The sequence below is a fragment of the Adhaeribacter aerolatus genome (assembly GCF_007991635.1).
GTDB lineage: Bacteria > Bacteroidota > Bacteroidia > Cytophagales > Hymenobacteraceae > Adhaeribacter > Adhaeribacter aerolatus.
In genome coordinates this window covers 1-20,199 of sequence record NZ_BJYS01000014.1, presented here as the reverse complement: position 1 = coordinate 20,199, position 20,199 = coordinate 1, and the positions used below count along the sequence as shown (strand labels likewise).

Here is a 20,199-nt window from a genome sequence, read left to right as displayed (position 1 = left end):
CTTAAAAAGCAAGTATAAAATCTGGAGCGGATTATTAAATCTTGCGAAAAGTTAAGATCTGACCTTGTTGGCTTATATTTAACTGAAATGCTTTTTCTAAGGTCTGTAACAGTACCGGTAAATTATTATTCGGGAAAGTGCCGGTAAAGGTTCGGTCTACTAAACTGGTATCAGTTAAAATAATTTTAGTACCGTAAGTCTGTTCTATTTGGGCGATAATTTCGGCCAACGGCGTATTTTTAAATACCAATTTTTGTGAACGCCAACCCGAAAAAGCTTCCGGATTAACTTTTAATTTAATGATCTTTTCTTCGTATTTATCTAAAGCTACATAATCACCGGGCAACATGGTTAAAGCCGTGGGCTTACGGGTATCATTAACCATTAATTTAATTTTGCCGGAATTTAAGATTACCTGGGTTTGAGAAGCCCGGTCGGCAACATTAAACTGCGTGCCCAGCACTTGAACCTGAACTTTGTTTGCATGTACCGTAAAGGTTGGCATACCTTTCAACGGCTTTTTAGTTACCGAAAAGAAGGCTTCACCCTTTAACCAGACTTCCCGCTGGCTTTGGTTAGTCCAGGTCTTTTTAAAAGCTAACGATGAATTGGAATTGAGCATTACCGCTGAACCATCGGGCAAAGTAATGGGCAAAACCTGGCTGTTAACAGAAGTATACGTAACTGTTTTATGCTGCTCCCGGAAGTATAGAAAACCAAAGGTTAGCATTAATATACCGGTAATAGCCGCCGCCACTAACAGCCAGCTAACAGGTTTTTTGGGGTGCGTGCCCGAATAGGAGGGACTACTGATTGGAATTACATTTGGTTGGATATTTATATTTAATTGTTCCCATGCTTCTTTAATTTGCGCCTCTGGTACAATTAATTCCTTTTCAACATTCTCATTCAAGAGAATTTCGATGGCAGCCGAAACGGTTTTTTCTTTTTCCGGATATAGCTCCATCCATAATTCCCAAAAAGAATTTGCTTCCGGATCGTCCTGTAATACCCAAACCTGAAAATACGGATCTTTAACAAAATCTTCTGTATTAAAATCTGAATAGGGCATAACTATTCTATTATAATTACTAAGTTAACTTAAAAGAGAGTATTTTTTAGTTTTGTACCCTAATATTAAGATTTAAATTACGGCAGATATAGAGATATATTAATAAGGAGTGAAGGAGATAAAAAGTAGCGTTCTTCTGATTTTCAGAAACCTATCTTGAAACTTTCTCTGAGTTTTTGTACGGCTTTGTGAATAAGATTACGACTTGACTGATAACTAATGTCTAAAGCGGAGGAGATTTGGTCGTAATCCATTTCGCAAAAATATTTTAAATGAAGTGCTTCCTGCTGACGCTCGGGAAGCTTCTTGATTTCCTCCTGAAGCCGCATTAATTGTAGTTGACTTTCTTGTTGCTCTATGAGTTTTTTTTCAACAGAAGGCTCGTGCTCTCTTATTTTTAATTCATCAATATCCGAAACAGAAACCAAAACAGAAGATTTAGAAACTTTGTTTAAGAGTAGGCGCTTAAATGATTTGACTAAATATAACTTTGGGAACCTGGCATCACTTAAGTTTTGCCGGTGCTGCCATAAATATTCAAAAAATTCCTGTAAAGTATCTTTTACCAGTTCTTCCTCTATCTGCATCTGCTTTCCGGTACGGAATAAAAAGGAATAATGACGGAAGAACAGCACGGTAAAAGCTTCCAGGTTATTATTTCTAAAACTATCCCATAACGCACAATCTTCCCATTCATTAAAAGCATTTTTTAGAGGCATGCTTAAAAATTTAAATTAATTAAGGAAAACAGGTTTTTTAAATATAAAATAAATAAAATATAAATCCAATCATTTTCTTATCAACCCATATTGAACGCACAGCCCCGGATTAACCAGAAGCAAGCTGAGCAATAGGGGGTGAGCATCTGCTGCCAGGAAGAGAGGAAGCCTTCTGATACATATATTTATAGTGCGAAAACCCTATTAAAATTCAGCTAAAGAGAATTAGTTGCAGAAACCCAATGCGTAAATACTGTGAGATAAAGTAGCCGGTAGGTATTGCTTGCTTTGAATTAGGTGCTAACCATGGGTTATTACCGCCTATGCTAAAGTTTCTGCCAGACTACTTGTTCGTACTCCCGCAGCATGGGTAACAGCATATGCCAACTTATTAAATGTTAAACTGCTTCAGGGTAAATTTAAATCAAAATATATTTATTAAGATATAATATCAAAAAGGAATTTTAAAGAAAAAGGGATTAATGAAATAGCCGCGCAAAATGGTTTTCCAGGTGATTACGCATGGCATTTCTCAGCATTTCAGCGGAGCCGTGTTCAATAATATCAACCAAGCCTTTGTGCGAAACAAATTTGCGGATGATAGCATCTTTTTTCAAAAGGCCACTTTGGTGCACATAATCAAATACCGGCAACAGCATCTTCTGAAACTTTTTCAGGGTTTCGTTACCAGATATGTCATACAATTTGCCGTGGAAATTAATTTCGTGCTGAATCTGAAACTGGTACGATTCGGTTTGGTTGGGTTCGTTGGCTACAATTTCCTTAAGTTCGGCTATTTGCTCCGGCGTTACTCTTTCCATAATGAGATCAGCCATACCTATTTCCAGCACCAAACGCAATTCAAATATTTCGCGCAGCGTTCCATCATCCAGCACCTGCGGAATCATTCTTTTCTCCAGCAGAGCCAGCAGGTCCGGGTTGGTAATAATAGCGCCCCGGTGTTTTTTAGATTCAATCAACCCTATCATGCGCAGCCGCACCAGAGCCTCCCGAATAACGGAGCGGCTCACTCCCAAGGCGCCAGCCAGTTCAATTTCGGTCGGGATAGAGCTGCCCACCTTTAAATTCTTTTTAACCAGCAATTCAATTAAATTCATTTCGACTCTATCTACCAGCGAGCTGGTGTCAATCATCTCTAATTTATTAATTATATTCTCCATTAACGGTATATATTCAGATGTACCTCATTCTAACCCGACCTACTTATTAAGCCAGATTAAGGTTATGTTAAAAAATATTTAAGATTTTGTTTGGAATAGCTGAAAGTAATTTTTACCTTTCTTATGTCTTACATAAAGCAATATGTTATTTTGGCTTTAAAGACTCTCGGCATCAATTGATATGTCTATAAAATACTTGTACAGAAAATTAAGTTCCAATTTAATAATCATCTTTAGCGTCAGAAGAATTTTTCCTGTCCTAAATTTTCCTTTTTAGGGCTGCAAAGATACAGATTTTTTAACATATATAATTTTTTACTGCCAAAGTTGTAAGACTTTTGCTTAAAATTTAAATGATTTTTAGTTAAGGAATGCTTTTTATTTAATTATGTCTTACTTAATACAATAACCTCCACCCATGAAATCAAAAATTTTACGCCGAATTCTATTACTGAATATTGGCTTTCTCATCAGTCATTTTTTAAGTGCCCAAGCCCCGGGCGTGAGTGGGCGCGTTAGTTCCGGCGAAGATAACCAGCCGCTGATTGGCGTAACGGTACTGGTAAAAGGCACCACCCAAGGTGCCTCTACCGATTTGGAAGGTAAATTTACGGTGCCGGCTAAGGCGGGCGATGTGCTGGTTTTTAGTTATACCGGTTTTGATGCGCAGGAAATACCTGTTAAAAATGCCGCCGAAGCGATTACGGTAACTTTAAAACCTTCGGCCAAAATGCTGGGCGAAGTAGTAGTGGTGGGTTATGGAACCCAGAGTCGCGAAACTCTGACCAACTCGGTGGCCAAAGTAGATACCGAGGTGCTGGAAAGTGTACCACGGGCCAATGTGGGCAGTGCGCTGCAGGGAACCGTTTCCGGGGTGCAGGTGGTAAACAGCACCGGTCAGCCAGGTGCAGGACCGGTAATTTTGTTAAGAGGTGGTGCCTCAATTAACAGTCCGGGAGCACCACTGGTAATTGTGGATGGCGTTGTGCGCTCGCTCAACGACATTGCCTCGGAAGATATTGCTTCCATTGAACTGCTGAAAGATGCCGCCTCAACGGCCATTTACGGCGCCCGGGCCAACAACGGGGTTATTCTAATTACCACCAAACAAGGTAAAAGTGGTACCGCCCAAATTTCTTATAAATTTACCGGTGGTTATAACAAGGGCCGGGAAGGATATAAATATTTAGGCGCCCGCGATTATATATATTATACCCGCCTTGGTTATTTAAACGCCGGCCGCACCTTGGCGCAGGTAAATTCTTCGCGGGGCCTGGGCATGCTGACTGACCCTGCTAACCTGGCTACTTTTGATATCCAGAAACTCAGCGGCAGCAACCGGGGCTTACTCGCCGAAGGGTGGGAGGTAATGGCAGATCCTTATAACACCTCCGCCGATTCCATTATTTTCCGCGATCACGGCGGCGAAATTGAAGACCTGGTCTTCCGGAATACTTATACGCGCGACCATTACATCAGTGCGGTGGGCGGGAACGAAAAAGGTAAATATTTTGCCAGCTTCGATTATTTCGATGAAGACGGAGTTATCGTTGGCTCCAGCTACAAGCGTTATTCCGGCGTGTTGAATGGTTCCTACAAAATTCGCCCCAATGTAGAAGTAAGTACCGGCGTTACCATGTCTACCTCTTCGCAGGTGGGTGTATTAGGTGGCGAGGCCAATACCCTTTACCGGAGTCTGGCCATCTGGCCTACCTTCAACCCGTGGATAGATGCGGCCAAAACCCAACCGAACCCGGGTAACAGCATCAGCGACGGGAACCCGCTTTACTGGCTGAACCGGGCGGAACGGAACAACGAAGTGAACCGGATAACGGTAAACGGTGCCGTAAACTGGGAAATATTGCCGGGCTTTTACTTTAAAGGAACCGGTAACGCCTACCTGTTCGAAAATCTGAACCAGTCGTTCCAGAAATCGACACAGACTTACGCCAATATTTTTGCTAATCCGCCTTCGTTCAACAATACCAGCCGTACTTCTACCAACGGCTTTGCGCGCGATTTTCAGCAGCAATACAATGGTTTATTAAACTACGTCCGGACAATAGGCAATAAACATAATGTAGATGCCATGGTGGGCGCCGAATATTTTAGCGTACGCTCGAACGATATGCAGGTATTGGGTCAGAATGCACCTACCGATGATATTCCTACGGCCAATGCCTCTACTATTTTTGCAGCCGGCAGTAATTACAGTAATATTTCGGAGTACCGCATTTTGTCGGCTTTTGGCCGGTTTAATTACGATTACGACCAGCGTTACCTGTTTACCGCCGTGTTCCGGCGCGACGCTGTTTCGAGCTTAGCCCAGGATAACCGCGCGGGTTTCTTTCCGGGCATGTCGGCCGGCTGGAATATTCACCGCGAACCTTTTTTCCAGAACCTTGGCTTGCAGAAATATGTGTCATCGCTTAAGCCGCGGGTAAGCTACGGCGAAAACGGCAACGTGGCCGGCTTAGGTCGCTACGAAGTGCAGGGCGTTTATGGCCTGCAAGGCAATTACAACGGCAACGCCGGTTTCCTGAACACCGAATTCCCGAACCCAGGCCTGCGCTGGGAAAAAAGCAAAACCATAGATGTGGGGGCCGATATAGGTTTCCTCGACAACAGAGTTTCGGTGCTGTTCGATTATTTCGACCGCCGCACCAGCGATTTATTAACTAATTTAACCCTGCCCAGCTACATTGGCTTTAACACGGTGCGGACCAATTTAGGTACTTACCAGAACCAGGGATACGAGTTTACCGTGAGTGCCGATGTGCTGCGCTCGCCATCGGGGGTTAACCTGACCATTGGTGGTAATGCTTCTTATATCAAAAACAAAATTCTGCAACTTCCCTTTAATGGCAACGAAAGAAACCGCCAGGGCGGTATTCAGGTGTACGACCCCAAAGCCGGTGAAGTAGTTTGGGTAGGTGGTTTGCAGGAAGGTGGCCGCTTAGGCGATATTTACGGATTCCGCCAGGTATCTATCTTTAAAGATGCCGAAGAAGTAGCCGCAGTAGCCGGCAACCGGACCGATGCGATTGCCCGCATTACCGGTCCCGGATTACCCGTCGGACCGAACGGCCGCATTACCCCGGGCGATGTAAATTGGGAAGACGTTGACCAAAACAACATCATCGACTCCCGCGACCAGGTTTATCTGGGTAATATTTTCCCGAAATGGACCGGCGGTTTTTCTACTACCTTGTCGTACAAAAACTTTACCCTGTACAACCGTTTTGATTTTGCCGTAGGCCATACCATTTACAACGATTTAGTAGCCCGGACACTAGGTAATTACCAGGGCACATTCAATTACATCGATTGGCAGAAAAATGCCTGGTCACCAACAAACACCGAAACCGATATTCCTAAGGTATATTTTGCCGACCAGGTAGCGGGCTCCAAACAAAACTATACCCGGGCCAACAACGCCGGCTCCGTATTAAATGGTAATAACTCACGCTTCTACGAAAAAGGTAATTATTTAGCCAGTCGCGAAATTACCTTGTCTTACGATGTATCTAAATCCTTGCTGGCCCGGACTAAACTAATTTCGCAGGCCCGGATTTATACCAGCTTAAATAATTTATTCTATGTCACGCCGTTCAGCGGTCCCAGCCCCGAACCACCAGCTGTTAGCGGTTCTATTACCGGAATTTACACCGGTACTTACCCAACTCCCCGGTCAGCAGTATTAGGCGTGCAGGTTTCATTTTAATAAAGTCAGAGGCAATTCATTATGAAAAAGAATATAAAAAATATATTAATTATTGCCGCCGGGATGGTAATGCTGAACACCTCCTGCTCGGATAAATTAGATTTGGCGCCAGTCAGTTCTATCAGCGATGCCAACTACTGGCAGTCGCCGGATCAGATCGAAGCTTTTGTAACCGGCGTACATACCCGGTTCCGGAGCCACAATGGCAATTTCCTGTTCCTGGGCGAACTGCGGGCCGATATTTTTGGAACGGAGCCCGGCTCCAGCGCTTCGTTTACCGGCGAAGCCTCGCAGGGCCTGGAGCGCATGTGGCTGCAAACCCTGGACCTGGACAACCCCGGGATTAGTAACTTTGGCGGATTTTACACCAATATTAACCAGCTGAACTTACTGATAGAGAAATTAAACACCACCAATGTGGTAACGGAAGCAAATAAAAGCTATTACCTGGGTCAGGCTTACGGCATGCGCGCTTTTTATTATTTCCAGTTGTTGCGGTCCTGGGGCCAGGTGGTTATCCAAACCGAGCCGGTAATCGAAATTGATATTGCCAATTTGGCCAAGCCAGCGTCGTCGGAAGCCGAAGTAATGCAACTGATTAAGTCCGATTTAGATAACTCAGTGACCAGCTTCGGCACTAATTATTCATTCCGTCAGACAAAATCTTACTGGTCGAAGGCGGCTACGCTCATGCTCAAAGGCGAGGTTTATTTATGGACGGCTCATCGGGGCGGGGGAGCAGCCGATGCCACCATCGCCAAAAATGCGCTGACCGATATTCAGACCAACGTGCCGGGATTGGCTTTACTGCCTAATTTTGCCGATGTATTTACCACTAAAGGCAACCCCGAGATAATATTTGCCAGCCGCTACTTGTTAAACGAGTCAACCCAAAGTTTTATCCCGAGTAGCTTTGTACCCCAGTCCGGCTTAATCGCGAACTTTTACGATTCGCTGGCCAACCGGCAATTTAATGTTACCACCGATAACTGGGGTGGTTTGCTGCGGGCACCGGTAAGGGTAGCCGCTTTCCGGAAGTTTAAAGATGACGATACCCGCAAACGGGTTACCATCCAGCCGGCTTCCCAGCGGGTAGGCGGCAATTATGTTATTGCCGGCGCTTTTGTGAAGAAATATCCGGGCGAACAGAATGCTGGTGCCCGCCAGTATACGAACGATTTCCCGATTTACCGGCACGCCGATTTGCTCTTGCTGCTGGCTGAAGCCAAAGTGGTGCTGGGCGAAAATCCGGCCACTGAAATAAATGCGGTAAGAACCCGGGCTTTTGGTGCTAATTATAAACCGGCCGTTCATGCCTACCCTAATCAATCCATTGATGCCAACCCCCGGGAAGCCCTGCTGCAGGAACGCTTTTACGAGTTTATTTTTGAAGGCAAACGCTGGTACGATTTACGCCGCATGGGAGACAATTACGTGTATGCTCATACCACCTTATCGCCTACCGAAGCTTATAAAGTGCTGTGGCCCATTGACCGGAACTCTTTAACTAATAACCGGGCCCTGGAACAAACCCCTGGCTACGCTAAATTCTAAAGCCTGCTAAAAATTACAGAGAATTTTTAGTACGGGTGGATTACCGGGATGGCTAAATAATTCCTGGCAGCAAATACGAAACTGCCAGGTTTAGCCACCTGGTTCCTCCGCACGATTAAATGCCGGTTTTCTCAGTTTAATCACAGGGAAAGGGTAGTAAGGAATTACCTGTTCTGCAGGAAAAAAAATAAATTTCTGATTATTAATTAATTAATTAAAATCAAATGAAAATCAATCAATTAACCGGGCTTATTGCGGCTCCTTTTACGCCCATGCACCCCGATGGTAGCTTAAACCTGGATATTATTCCGGATTATTACCGCATGCTGAAAGCCAACGCTAATACCGGGGCTTTTATCTGCGGCTCTACCGGCGAAGGCGTGTCGCTTACCCTCGAAGAGAAGAAAAGCGTAGCCGAAGCTTGGGCCAGCGCTACGGAGCAGGATGCTGATTTTAAAGTTATCACGTTGGTGGGTGGTACCTGCCTACAGGATGCCATCGACCTGGCCCGCCATGCCCAAAGTGTAAATTTATACGCTGTTTCGTTTACCGCGCCTTTTTATTTTAAACCGGCCAATGTGCAAATGTTGGCGGCCTGTTGCCAGGCTGTTGCCGAAGCCGTACCGGAAATGCCATTTTATTATTACCACATTCCGGTGCTCACCGGCGTAAATTTTGCCATGATTGACTTGTTGCGGGAAGTTGACGGCCGCATTGTTAATTTTGCCGGCATTAAATATACCCACGAAGATTTTATGGATTTTCTCTCCTGCCTGCATTTTGCCAATGGTAAATACGATTTGCTCTGGGGCCGCGACGAGAACTTGTTGTCGGCGTTGGTACTGGGAGCCAAAGGTGGGGTAGGAAGCACCTACAACTATGCTGCGCCCTTATATAATCAACTGATTGATGCGTTCAACAAAGGCGATCTCAGCAAGGCACAGGCACTGCAGCAGCAATCGATTGACATGATTAGTTTGTTAGGCAAATACGGCGGCATTGCTACGGGTAAAGCTTACATGAAATTAGTGGGACTGAATTGCGGCGAATTTCGCCTGCCGGTAAAAAATATGAGCCACAATGCGTTTGAGGCCTTTAAAAAAGAGGTACAGGCTCTTCCGTTTGAGACTTATAAATCCAGAAATCCGCAGCTAGTAACATCTTAGCTTATTGCTGATGAAAATAGAGCTATTCCATACAATTGCTTTAATCTTAGTAATGATAATGCATAATCAAACGATGGCCCAAAGCCAAACCGTTCAGGCTATAAACTGGAAAGTGGCCGTTGAACTGCCAGCCCTAACCGGACAAGCCAAGGCCTTAGGCCTGGCAGGTCCGGTTGCGGGCGTTCACCACCAGGTGCTGGTAGTAGCGGGCGGCGCCAACTTTCCGGATAAGATGCCCTGGCTCGGTGGCACAAAAAAATATTACAACGATATATACGTGTTTGAAAAAGAGGCTAAAGGAAATACTATTAAACCCTACCCAAAGCTTTTTCATTTGTCCAACCCGGTGGCGTACGGCGCCAGTTGTTCCACGCCTTCAGGCATAATTTGCGCCGGTGGCGAAAACGATAAGGGCATCACCAACCAGGTGCTTTTAATACAATGGGATACAGCCACTAAAAATATAGCGGTAAAAAACCTGCCTGACTTGCCCATAGCGGTTACGAATGCCGCTATAACATCTATAAATAATAAAGTTTATGTGGGTGGAGGCGAAATGGCAGACGGCGTATCCAATCAGTTTTTTAGCCTTGATTTAAACCATCCGGCGGCTGGTTGGCAGCAATTGCCCCCATTGCCAAAACCAATTTCCCACGCCGTAATGGTGATGCAGTCCAGTGGTGAACATCAATATATTTATTTAATCGGCGGCAGAAAGAAAAACAGCAATGGCATCAGCGACTTATATGATTCGGTTTACCAATATGATTTGAAAAGTAGCCAGTGGCAGCAAAAGCAATCCTTACCTTATGCTTTATCAGCTGGAACCGGTATGGCAACCCGAGCCGGCAATATATTATTATTCGGTGGCGATAAAGGCGAAACGTTTCATAAAACCGAACAGTTGCTAGCGGCTATTGCTGCCGAAAAAGGCGAAGCGAAGAAACAGGAATTAATTCAGCAAAAAGCTAATTTACAGTCAGCCCATCCGGGATTTAGCAAGGAAGTGCTGCAATACAATGCCCATGCCGATACCTGGAAAAAATTAGGCACGATTCCTTTTGAGGTGCCGGTTACGACCACAGCGGTTAACTGGGCCGACGGAGTACTTATACCCAGTGGTGAGATAAAAGCCGGCGTACGCACCCCGCAGCTATTACTCGGGAAATTTATTCATAAATAATATAGGTGTTGGCGCCGGTAGGTGCTGACAGAAACATCTTTTTTAACAAATGCAGATGGTGGCTACACAATCAAAATTCCGAAAATATTACCCCTGGATAGTGGTAGGTTTATTATGGGTAGTAGCCTTGTTAAACTACATGGACCGCCAAATGCTGTCTACCATGCGGCCTTCTATGGAAGTAGATATCTCTGAATTACAGTCGGCTACCAATTTCGGTTATTTAATGGGTATTTTTCTGTGGATCTATGGCCTAATGAGTCCGGTAGCGGGCATAATTGCTGATAAATTCGACCGGAAATGGATTATTGTGAGTAGCTTATTTGTTTGGTCGGGCGTTACGTATGCCATGGGCTATGCCGATACCTTCCAGGAGCTATATTGGTTGCGGGCCATTATGGGCGTAAGCGAAGCCTTGTATATACCCGCGAGCTTATCGCTCATTGCCGATTTCCATGAAGATAAAACCCGTTCCTTGGCCATCGGTATTCACATGACGGGGCTTTATATGGGGCAGGCATTAGGTGGTTTCGGGGCTACGATTGCCGCCACTTATTCGTGGCATACCACTTTTCATACATTTGGCTTAATAGGTATTGCGTATTCTGTTGTTTTGATATTTTTTTTAAGAGAGAAGAAAGATGCGGCAGCCACAGCAAATATTAATAGCCTTAATCCGGAAGATAAGACCTCTGTTTTAAAGGGACTGGGCGTCTTATTTACGAATATATCCTTTTGGGTCATCCTGTTTTATTTTGCCATTCCCAGTCTGCCGGGCTGGGCTACTAAAAACTGGCTGCCTACCTTGTTTGCCCAAAATTTAAACATCGACATGGCCACGGCCGGTCCTTTGTCTACCATTACCATTGCGGCCTCTTCGTTTTTGGGAGTCATCTTCGGCGGCATTTTATCCGATAGATGGGTGCAAAAAAATATACGCGGCCGGGTTTACACCAGCGCTATTGGCCTGGGGTTAACTATTCCGTCTTTATTGCTGATTGGTTTTGGTGATTCCTTATTTAATGTAATGGGAGCTGCCTTTTGCTTTGGTTTTGGCTACGGTATGTTCGATGCGAATAATATGCCTATTCTTTGCCAGTTTGTTTCGGCCAAATACCGGGCTACCGCTTATGGTCTGATGAATATGACCGGGGTTTTTGCCGGCGCTTTTATTACTGATTTATTAGGTAAGTCGACCGACGCCGGCAATCTGGGAAAAAGCTTTGCGATGCTGGCGGGAATAGTAGTGGTGGCGCTCCTCGTACAATTATATTTCCTTCGCCCGAAAGTCAACAATTTTGTAAATGCTTAATAATTAGATAAGCTGAACAGATGATGCTTTCTATTATAGACCTCCTACCACCAGTACCAGTTTTATAGAAGAGTTTCTTTCAAAGAAGCTGATTATCAAATAAAACAGCCTTTATACTTTTTGGTATTAGAAGCGCTGATATTTTAAAAAATAATGAGAAAGATAAAAGAACATAAGTTACTATGCTTTATGCTGGTTGCATTAATCAGCAGTTTTGGTTTTGTGGGAAAACAGCATAACCGGGTGTTCGAACCGGAAGTAATAATAACCAGTACGGCCCCGGCCAATCCGGTGTTATTGGGTGTAGCCGCCAATCCGTTGGTGCGAATTGGCATTTACGTACCGGCGGGTGTTTCGAAAGTAACCTATACAGGCATCCAAACCAGTATTAATAAAGCGGCGGTACTGGCCATCCGGGAGTTGAACGTTTATTTCACCGACCAGGAGCCGAAATTTGCCGCTACCAAACCGATAGCTACGTTTACCCCAACCAGTACTGATTTTAAAATTCCGGTACAACTGACCCTCAAACCAGGATGGCATTATATCTGGCTGAGCGCCAGCTTAAAAGAAACAGCCAATATTAAAGAAAAGATTGAGGTACACTGCACCCAGCTTTTTAATAACCAGAACAAAGGCCAAAAAATCACCGAAGATAAATCGGCCTACGTGAAAAGAATTGGGGTTCCGGTACGGCGGGCCGGCGACGAAAAAGTAAACACTTACCGCATTCCGGGCATAGCCACCACCGATAAAGGCACTTTGATTTCGGTATACGATATCCGCTACGAAACTTCCCGCGACTTACCCGGCAATATTGATGTGGGCATGAGCCGGAGCACCGACGGTGGCAAAACCTGGGAACGTATGAAAATAATAATGGATATGGGCGCGCCGCACGAAAACAACGGTATCGGCGACCCGGCTATTCTGTTTGATCCGGCAACCAAAAAAATATGGGTGGCCGCTCTCTGGAGCAAAGGCAACCGGTCTATTGCGGGTTCTAAACCCGGCCTCTCGCCCGACGAAACCGGCCAGTTTGTACTGGTAAGCAGCGCCGACGACGGAAAAACCTGGTCGGAGCCCATGAACATAACCTCCCAGGTAAAAAATCCGGCCTGGAATTTATTCTTTAACGGACCAGGTAACGCCATTGCCATGAAAGATGGTAAACTGGTATTCCCGGCCCAGTACTGGGACGAAAAAGGCATGCCCCATTCTACCATTATTTACAGCGCCGACCACGGTAAAACCTGGGTTGGCAGCCTGGCCGGACCCAAAGCCAACACCACCGAAAGCCAGGTAGTAGAAACCACGCCGGGCACCTTAATGCTGAACATGCGCGATAACCGGGGCGAATTCCGGAGTGTAGCCACTACCACCGATTTAGGTAAAAACTGGGTAGAACACATTACTTCTTATAATACCCTGATCGACCCCGTTTGCATGGGCAGCCTGATAAAAGCCAACGTTAAAGTGAAAGGCAAGCTCCGGGAGGTATTATTTTTCAGCAACCCCGATAATTCTTACAGCCGGAATAATATTGCCATTAAAGCCAGCCTGGATTTAGGCGAAACATGGTCGCAAGTGAATAAAACAATGGTAGACGAACGCCCCAGCTACGGCTATTCTTCGCTTACCAAAATAGATGATAACACCATTGGCATTCTTTACGAAGGCATCAAGGATTTATACTTTGTAGCCGTGCCGGTAGATGAAATAATAAAATAACGGAACCAAGAACCCCGGGCATGAAGAGAATTTTCCTGATTCTGCTTACCGGTTTGCTTTCTCTCCCTTGCCTGGCCAGACAAAGCCAGGCAAAGGAGAAAGTAGCCTGTATTGGTAATTCAGTAACCTTTGGGGCGGGTATTGAAGACCGGGAGCATAATTCTTATCCGGCCCAACTGCAGAAGCTACTCGGTACCGGTTATGATGTTGGTAATTTTGGTTTAAACGGGGCAACTCTGTTGCAGAAAGGCCACCGGCCCTACCATAAAACCCAGCAGTATAAAGATGCCCTAACCTTTAAACCCGATATTGCTATTATTCACCTGGGCCTGAATGATACAGATCCCCGCAACTGGCCCAATTATCAGGACGAATTTACCGCCGATTATTATAGTTTGATTGATACCCTGCGGGCGGTAAATCCGAAAGTGCGCATCCTGGTTTGCCGGCTCACCCCAATATTTTCGGGGCACCCGCGCTTTAAATCTGGTACCCGCGACTGGTACTGGCAGATCCAGGACCTGATTCCGGTAATTGCCCGGGCCCGATCGGTGGAATTGGTAGATTTAAACCGCCCGCTGCATAACCGCTCCGATTTATTTCCGGATGAATTGCACCCAACCGCCGAAGGCGCTTCTATTATTGTCCGAACGCTTTTTGGTCAACTGACAGGCAAGTACGGCGGGTTGCAATTGGCTCCGGTATTCACCGACCACATGGTTCTGCAGCAAAAAATGCCGATACCAGTACAAGGCACCGCCGATGCCGGCGAAGAGATTACGATTAAGTTTGGCAAGGAACAGCTAAAAACCAAAGCCAGCGCCGATGGCCGCTGGAAAGCCATCCTGGCCCCGAAAAAAGCGGGAGGTCCTTACCAATTGGAAGTAGCTACGACTACTAAAAAAATTATGGTGCAGGATATTCTGGTGGGGGAGGTCTGGCTGAGTTCCGGCCAGTCTAACATGGCATTTCCGCTTAGTGCAGCCCAACGGACCGATGATGAGATGAAACGTGCGCAACAATCCGGCAACATCCGCTTGCTCCGGATGAAACCTTTAGCCGAAACCGGCAATTTTGCCTGGGATTCCGCAACGCTCCGCCAGGTAAACCAACTGCAATATTTTTCCGGAAGCTGGCAGCGTTGCGATTCGGTAAGTGCCCGCGATTTTTCGGCTGTTGCTTACTTTTTCGGCCAACAGTTGTATCAGGAACTAAATATTCCCATTGGCCTGATTCAGGTGGCCGTAGGCGGTTCTAATACCGAATCGTGGATTGACCGCTATACTTTAGAGCATCATCCGCAACTGGTAGATTTGCTCCCCAAATGGCAAACTTCCGACTTTATTATGGACTGGTGCCGGGAACGCGCCGGGGTAAATTTAAAAAACACGACGGTGGCAAAACAGCGGCACCCGTATGAGCCCGCTTATAATTATGAGGCCGGTATAGCGCCATTCACCTCCTTTCCCATAAAAGGGGTAATTTGGTACCAGGGCGAAAGTAACACGCATAACGAGGCGCTGCACGCCGAATTATTCCGCACAATGGTGCGTAGCTGGCGGCAGCATTGGGGCTATGATTTTCCGTTTTATTATACCCAGCTATCCAGTCTCAGCCGCCCCAGTTGGCCCCATTTCCGTGATAGCCAGCGCCGGCTGCTCCCGCAACTTAATAAGGTGGGTATGGCGGTAACCAGCGACATAGGAGATTCCACGGACGTACATCCGCGCCAGAAACGGCAGGTAGGTGAGCGTTTGGCCGCCTGGGCCCTAGCGCAGACTTACGGTAAAAAAATAATATACAGCGGACCGCTGCTCAAAACGGGAAAAATAAAAGGCCAGGAAGTAATCTGTACGTTTGCGTTTGATAATAAACTGCAAACCAGCGACGGGCAACCTTTGCGCGGCTTCGAAATTGCCGGCAGCGACCTGGTATTTAAAAAAGCAAAAGCCAATATCCGCCGGAATAAAGTAATGGTTTCTTCTCCGGAAGTGCCGCGCCCCAGGTATGTTCGCTACGGCTGGGAGCCTTACACCCGGGCCAACCTGACCAACGGAGCAACTTTACCGGCCTCCACTTTTAAAACAGAAGTACAAAATATTGATTAACCAGGCTTAATAGTATTATAAGCGGATATTAGAAAAATAAGCAGGAACATCAAACGCTGCCAGAAAAAAGAAGCGTCTTGAATAATGGTCTAACTAATGGTACGCCATACTTACTAAAGCTGAGGAACCCACTTGTGTCATTCAGGAGGAAACTATTTAGCAGGTAGCCAAATAGTTTCCTCCTGAATGACACAAGTGGGTTCCTTAAACCGCAACTTTTAGACATTAGGATAACATCATATTTTAAGTCAAAATAATAGAATAATATAAGTCAGATATGGAAACCCCATTCGAACCGAATTTAGAACATTATAAGAATTTTTATAAGAAACAGCTGCTGGAAGATACCGTTCCATTCTGGTTTCCTCGCTCGATTGACGAAGAATTTGGTGGTTATTTGCTGATGCGTGACGCGGACGGCAGACTGCTCGACGACGACAAAGCCGTGTGGATACAGGGGCGAGCAGCCTGGTTGCTGTCTACCCTGTATAATACCGTGGAGCCCAGGCCCGAGTGGCTGGCGGGCGCCAAAAAAGGCATCGACTTTCTGCGTAAATATTGCTTCGACACCGACGGCCGGATGTTTTTTCACATGACCCGCGAGGGCGCGCCTATCCGGAAGCGGCGTTATTTTTTTTCGGAGACTTTTGCCGTTATCGCTTTCGCGGCCTATGCCAAAGCCTCCGGCGACGAAGAAATTGCCGCCGAAGCCCGGCGTCTGTTTGGTAAATGCCTGGAATACGCCACCACGCCCGGCCTGCTGATACCCAAATATACCGATACGCGTCCGGCTAAAGGCATCGGGGTACCCATGATAATGATTAATACGGCTCAGCAGCTGCGCGATACGATTGGCGATGACCGGTGCGACGAATGGATTTCGAAGTGGATTACCCAAATTGAGCAGGATTTTGTGAAGGACGATATCCGGTGCGTGATGGAGCAGGTAAGCCCCGAAGGGAATATTATTGATCATTTTGACGGCCGAACCCTTAACCCCGGCCATTCCATTGAAGGTGCCTGGTTTATTTTGCACGAAGCCAAACACCGCAACAACGATCCTCATTTGATTAACCTTGGCTGCCGCATGCTTGATTACATGTGGGAGCGGGGCTGGGATACCGAATATGGAGGTATTCTTTACTTCCAGGATGTATACAACAAGCCTGTTCAGGAATATTGGCACGACATGAAATTTTGGTGGCCCCAAAACGAAACCATTATCGCCACGCTCCTGGCCTATCTGATGACCGGTAACCCTATATACGCCGAATGGCACCGGCAGGTACACGATTATGCTTACGAGCATTTTCACGACCGGGAAAACGGGGAATGGTTCGGCTACCTGCACCGCGACGGGCGTTTATCATCCAGTATCAAAGGAAATTTATTTAAAGGACCATTCCATTTGCCGCGCCAGGAGTGGTACTGCTGGCAGACGCTGGAGGCTTTTTTACAAAAGGAACCGGTCAGCTAAAGTATAATTTTTCTCTGAAAAGGAAGATTCTTTGCCTCGGTTACCTAATTAAGCCGGGCGAAGAGTCTTTTTGGCAAGTGCCGTCATTATCCATTCAGGTCAGTTTCTAAAGATAATTTTCATAAGGTAATCAGCAGGAAAGAATAAATATTCCCCTGTCGCTGGCCCCATGAGCCAGTTAATATATCTAAAATTTAAAAATTCTTAATCAAACCTAATAAACCGTGATATTCAGGAAAATAATTGCTTTGTTCTGGTTGTTAACCTGGTCTTTTGCTGGTTGGTCCCAGTCTGTCCAGCCGGCAAATCCAGATTCAGGTCATTCACCCTACTACCACCAACGGGTTAGCCATTTTGGTTCCCTGCCGGCCACATCCAGGGATATTGTTTTCCTGGGAAATAGTCTCACCGATGGCGGAGAATGGGGCGAATTGTTCGCGGATAACCGCGTTAAAAACCGCGGCATCAGCGGCGACGTATCAGTTGGTGTTTTAAAAAGATTGCCCCAGGTGGCTGCTGGTAAACCGGCTAAAGTATTCCTACTGATTGGCACCAACGACCTGGCCCGGAATATTCCGGCCGATACCGTGTTGCAAAATATTTTCCGCATGGCCGCCTACCTGCGTCGCGAATCACCCCAGACCCAACTTTTCGTCCAAAGCATATTACCAGTAAATGCTGTGTTCGGTAAATTTGCCGGCCATACAGGTAAAGGAGCGCAAATTAAAAATATAAATACGCAGCTGCAGCAAAATGCCAGCACGTATAAATATTCCTTTATCGATTTAACGGCGGCTTTTGCGAACGATAAAGGAGAACTAGCGCCCGCCTTTACCAACGATGGCCTGCACCTGACCGGCCAAGGCTATGCTTTGTGGAAGCACCTGCTTTATCCGCACGTACTGGGGCTGGAACCCAAACCGGCCCTGATTCCGTTACCGCAGCAATTGAAATGGAACCCGGGTTATTTCCGGTTGCAGGGCGCAAACAATATTGTGGTAAAAAAAAAGGCCTTACGTCCGGAAGCAGAACGGCTCCGCCAGGTTTTATCAGCCAAAGGAGTGACGGCCACTATTGCCAACACCGCTCCCCGAAATGAACCCTATATACAACTGCGGTTAGGAAAAGTAAAAGCCCCTCAAAATGCCACAGAAGCCTACCAGTTAGAAGTAACCGAAGGAAAAATAGTAATAACGGCCAATGCGGCGCACGGTGTGTTCAACGGTATTCAAACCCTGAACCAACTTATCCGGGACAACGAGCTGGTAGATGCCTGCCATATCACCGACTGGCCGGCTTTTGCCTGGCGCGGGTACATGGTAGATGTAGGGCGCAACTTCCAGTCAGTGCCTTTGCTGAAACAGCAGATCGATAAAATGGCGCAGTACAAGCTTAATATTTTTCACTTTCACCTGACCGAAGATATTGCCTGGCGCCTGCAAATTCCGAAATATCCGCAGCTAACCGCGCCCGAAAATATGCTCCGCAACAAAGGCGCTTATTATTCGGAGGCCGAGATGCAAGATTTAATTCAATACTGCCGCGACCGCCACATTACGCTGGTACCCGAAATTGATGTTCCAGGCCACAGTGCCGCTTTTACCCGCGCCATGGGCGTAGAAATGCAGAGCCCGGGGGGGCTGGCCCTGGTGAAAGAAATATTTACCCATGTAAGTAAAACCTACGACGTGCCTTATATTCACATAGGCGGCGACGAGGTAAAAATAACCAATCCGGAATTTTTACCGGCTATTACCAAATTGCTTCACCAACTGGGCAAAAAAACCATAGGCTGGGATCCGGGCGGGAATCTGGCCCCAACCACTGTCCGGCAACTCTGGATGACCGAAGGTCCGCGTCAGCCGGAACTTAAATATATTGAATCGCGCCACCTTTACCTGAACCACATGGACCCGCTGGAAAGTGTAACCACCATTTTTAACCGGCGGCTGGGCGATACCGATAAAGGCAGCGACCAGGTTATGGGCGCCACTTTTTGCGTGTGGCACGACCGTAACGTACTGAAAGAAGAAGATGTGCTGCATATGAACCCGGCTTACCCGGCTATGCTGGCCTTTGCCGAACGCAGCTGGCAGGGGGGCGGCTACCCCGGCTGGATTTCGAATATTAATCCGCATGCTCAAACGCAACTCGCCGCTTTCCGTAATTTCGAAAACCGGTTATTAAACCACCAGCAGCAATATTTTACCGGTCTTCCTTTTCCTTACGCAGCACAATCGGGGTTAAACTGGCAGTTATTAGGGCCTTACCCGAACGAAGGCGATATTACCAAGGCTTTTGCGCCGGAGCAAAAGGGCTTTAAGCCTGAAAAAGCAGCTTTACCAGCCGTAGGAGGTACGGTTGTTCTGCGGCATTTCTGGCACCCGTTGGTTACGGGCGTCCTGGAAAATCCGCAGGAAAATACTACCTGGTACGCATATGCCCAATTCTGGAGTGAGGTAAGCGGCCCGAAAAAGTTTTGGGTAGGTTTCAATAATTTATCCCGGTCCTATAATTCCGATTCTCCGGCGGCCGGCACCTGGGATAACCGCGGCAGCGCCGTTTTCCTGAACGGTAAACCTATGCCTCCGCCGGTCTGGAAACGGCCCGGTCAGAAAGGCAACAGCGAAATTCCGCTTCTGGATGAAGGTTACGAATTCCGGGAGCCCACCATTGGCAATGTTCGCCAGGGGTGGAATACCATTTTAGTGAAACTGCCGGTAAAAAGCTTTAAAGGCACTGATTGGCAAAATCCGGTTAAATGGATATTTACCGTTGTTCCGTTAGGTGAAGAATAGCAAAAAAGAACGTTATTCAAAAAGGACAACTATTATTAGTTAAGGCTGCCTCACCATAAATTATATTAAAGTAGATTCATTTATTTAGATAAACATAACAGCTGAAAGTGGCACATTGACTATTCGGTAGGAGTTTAAAGAGCTATTTAACATAATATAAATTATAAGACTTTT

Annotated in this window: 12 protein-coding genes; 9 read left to right on the top strand and 3 right to left on the bottom strand. The window is 46.3% G+C overall.

Going from position 1 to position 20,199, the window contains the following annotated elements; genetic code table 11:
- Positions 1-34 precede the first annotated feature (34 nt).
- From AAE02nite_RS10185 to AAE02nite_RS10175, 3 genes are all read right to left on the bottom strand, one after another.
- Positions 35-1,072, bottom strand: a complete 1,038-nt coding sequence (locus AAE02nite_RS10185; protein ID WP_146897626.1) for a FecR family protein — start codon at positions 1,070-1,072, stop codon at positions 35-37.
- Between the two features lie 143 nt (positions 1,073-1,215).
- Positions 1,216-1,791 carry an RNA polymerase sigma factor gene (locus AAE02nite_RS10180; protein ID WP_146897625.1) on the bottom strand — a complete coding sequence of 192 codons (576 nt, stop codon included), beginning with the start codon at positions 1,789-1,791 and terminating at the stop codon, positions 1,216-1,218.
- Between the two features lie 479 nt (positions 1,792-2,270).
- Positions 2,271-2,945: a FadR/GntR family transcriptional regulator gene (locus AAE02nite_RS10175; protein WP_246150928.1), complete on the bottom strand. Its 675-nt coding sequence runs from the start codon at positions 2,943-2,945 to the stop codon at positions 2,271-2,273.
- Positions 2,946-3,390: 445 nt separating this feature from the next.
- Here AAE02nite_RS10175 and AAE02nite_RS10170 point away from each other — a divergent pair, with 445 nt between their 5' ends.
- The 9 genes from AAE02nite_RS10170 to AAE02nite_RS10130 all read left to right on the top strand — a co-directional run bounded on the left by AAE02nite_RS10170 (position 3,391) and on the right by AAE02nite_RS10130 (position 20,025).
- Positions 3,391-6,696, top strand: coding sequence for a SusC/RagA family TonB-linked outer membrane protein (locus AAE02nite_RS10170; RefSeq protein ID WP_146897623.1), 3,306 nt, complete (start codon positions 3,391-3,393; stop codon positions 6,694-6,696).
- Between the two features lie 21 nt (positions 6,697-6,717).
- On the top strand, positions 6,718-8,250 hold the full coding sequence (nanU, locus tag AAE02nite_RS10165) for a SusD family outer membrane lipoprotein NanU (RefSeq protein ID WP_174761942.1): 1,533 nt from the start codon (positions 6,718-6,720) through the stop codon (positions 8,248-8,250).
- A gap of 224 nt (positions 8,251-8,474) precedes the next feature.
- Entirely contained in the window at positions 8,475-9,416 is a 942-nt protein-coding gene (locus tag AAE02nite_RS10160; RefSeq protein ID WP_146897622.1) for a dihydrodipicolinate synthase family protein, read from the top strand.
- Positions 9,417-9,474: 58 nt separating this feature from the next.
- Positions 9,475-10,599: a Kelch repeat-containing protein gene (locus tag AAE02nite_RS10155; RefSeq protein WP_170252571.1), complete on the top strand. Its 1,125-nt coding sequence runs from the start codon at positions 9,475-9,477 to the stop codon at positions 10,597-10,599.
- 55 nt (positions 10,600-10,654) lie between these two features.
- Positions 10,655-11,911: an MFS transporter gene (locus tag AAE02nite_RS10150; protein ID WP_146897620.1), complete on the top strand. Its 1,257-nt coding sequence runs from the start codon at positions 10,655-10,657 to the stop codon at positions 11,909-11,911.
- A 153-nt stretch (positions 11,912-12,064) separates the two neighbouring features.
- Positions 12,065-13,642, top strand: a complete 1,578-nt coding sequence (locus AAE02nite_RS10145) for a sialidase family protein (RefSeq protein WP_218033462.1) — start codon at positions 12,065-12,067, stop codon at positions 13,640-13,642.
- A 20-nt stretch (positions 13,643-13,662) separates the two neighbouring features.
- Positions 13,663-15,750 (top strand): GDSL-type esterase/lipase family protein, encoded by a 2,088-nt coding sequence (locus AAE02nite_RS10140; RefSeq protein WP_146897619.1) that lies wholly within the window; start codon positions 13,663-13,665, stop codon positions 15,748-15,750.
- A 277-nt stretch (positions 15,751-16,027) separates the two neighbouring features.
- Positions 16,028-17,227 (top strand): AGE family epimerase/isomerase, encoded by a 1,200-nt coding sequence (locus AAE02nite_RS10135; RefSeq protein ID WP_146897618.1) that lies wholly within the window; start codon positions 16,028-16,030, stop codon positions 17,225-17,227.
- A 224-nt stretch (positions 17,228-17,451) separates the two neighbouring features.
- Positions 17,452-20,025 (top strand): family 20 glycosylhydrolase, encoded by a 2,574-nt coding sequence (locus AAE02nite_RS10130; protein WP_146897617.1) that lies wholly within the window; start codon positions 17,452-17,454, stop codon positions 20,023-20,025.
- Positions 20,026-20,199 lie beyond the last annotated feature (174 nt).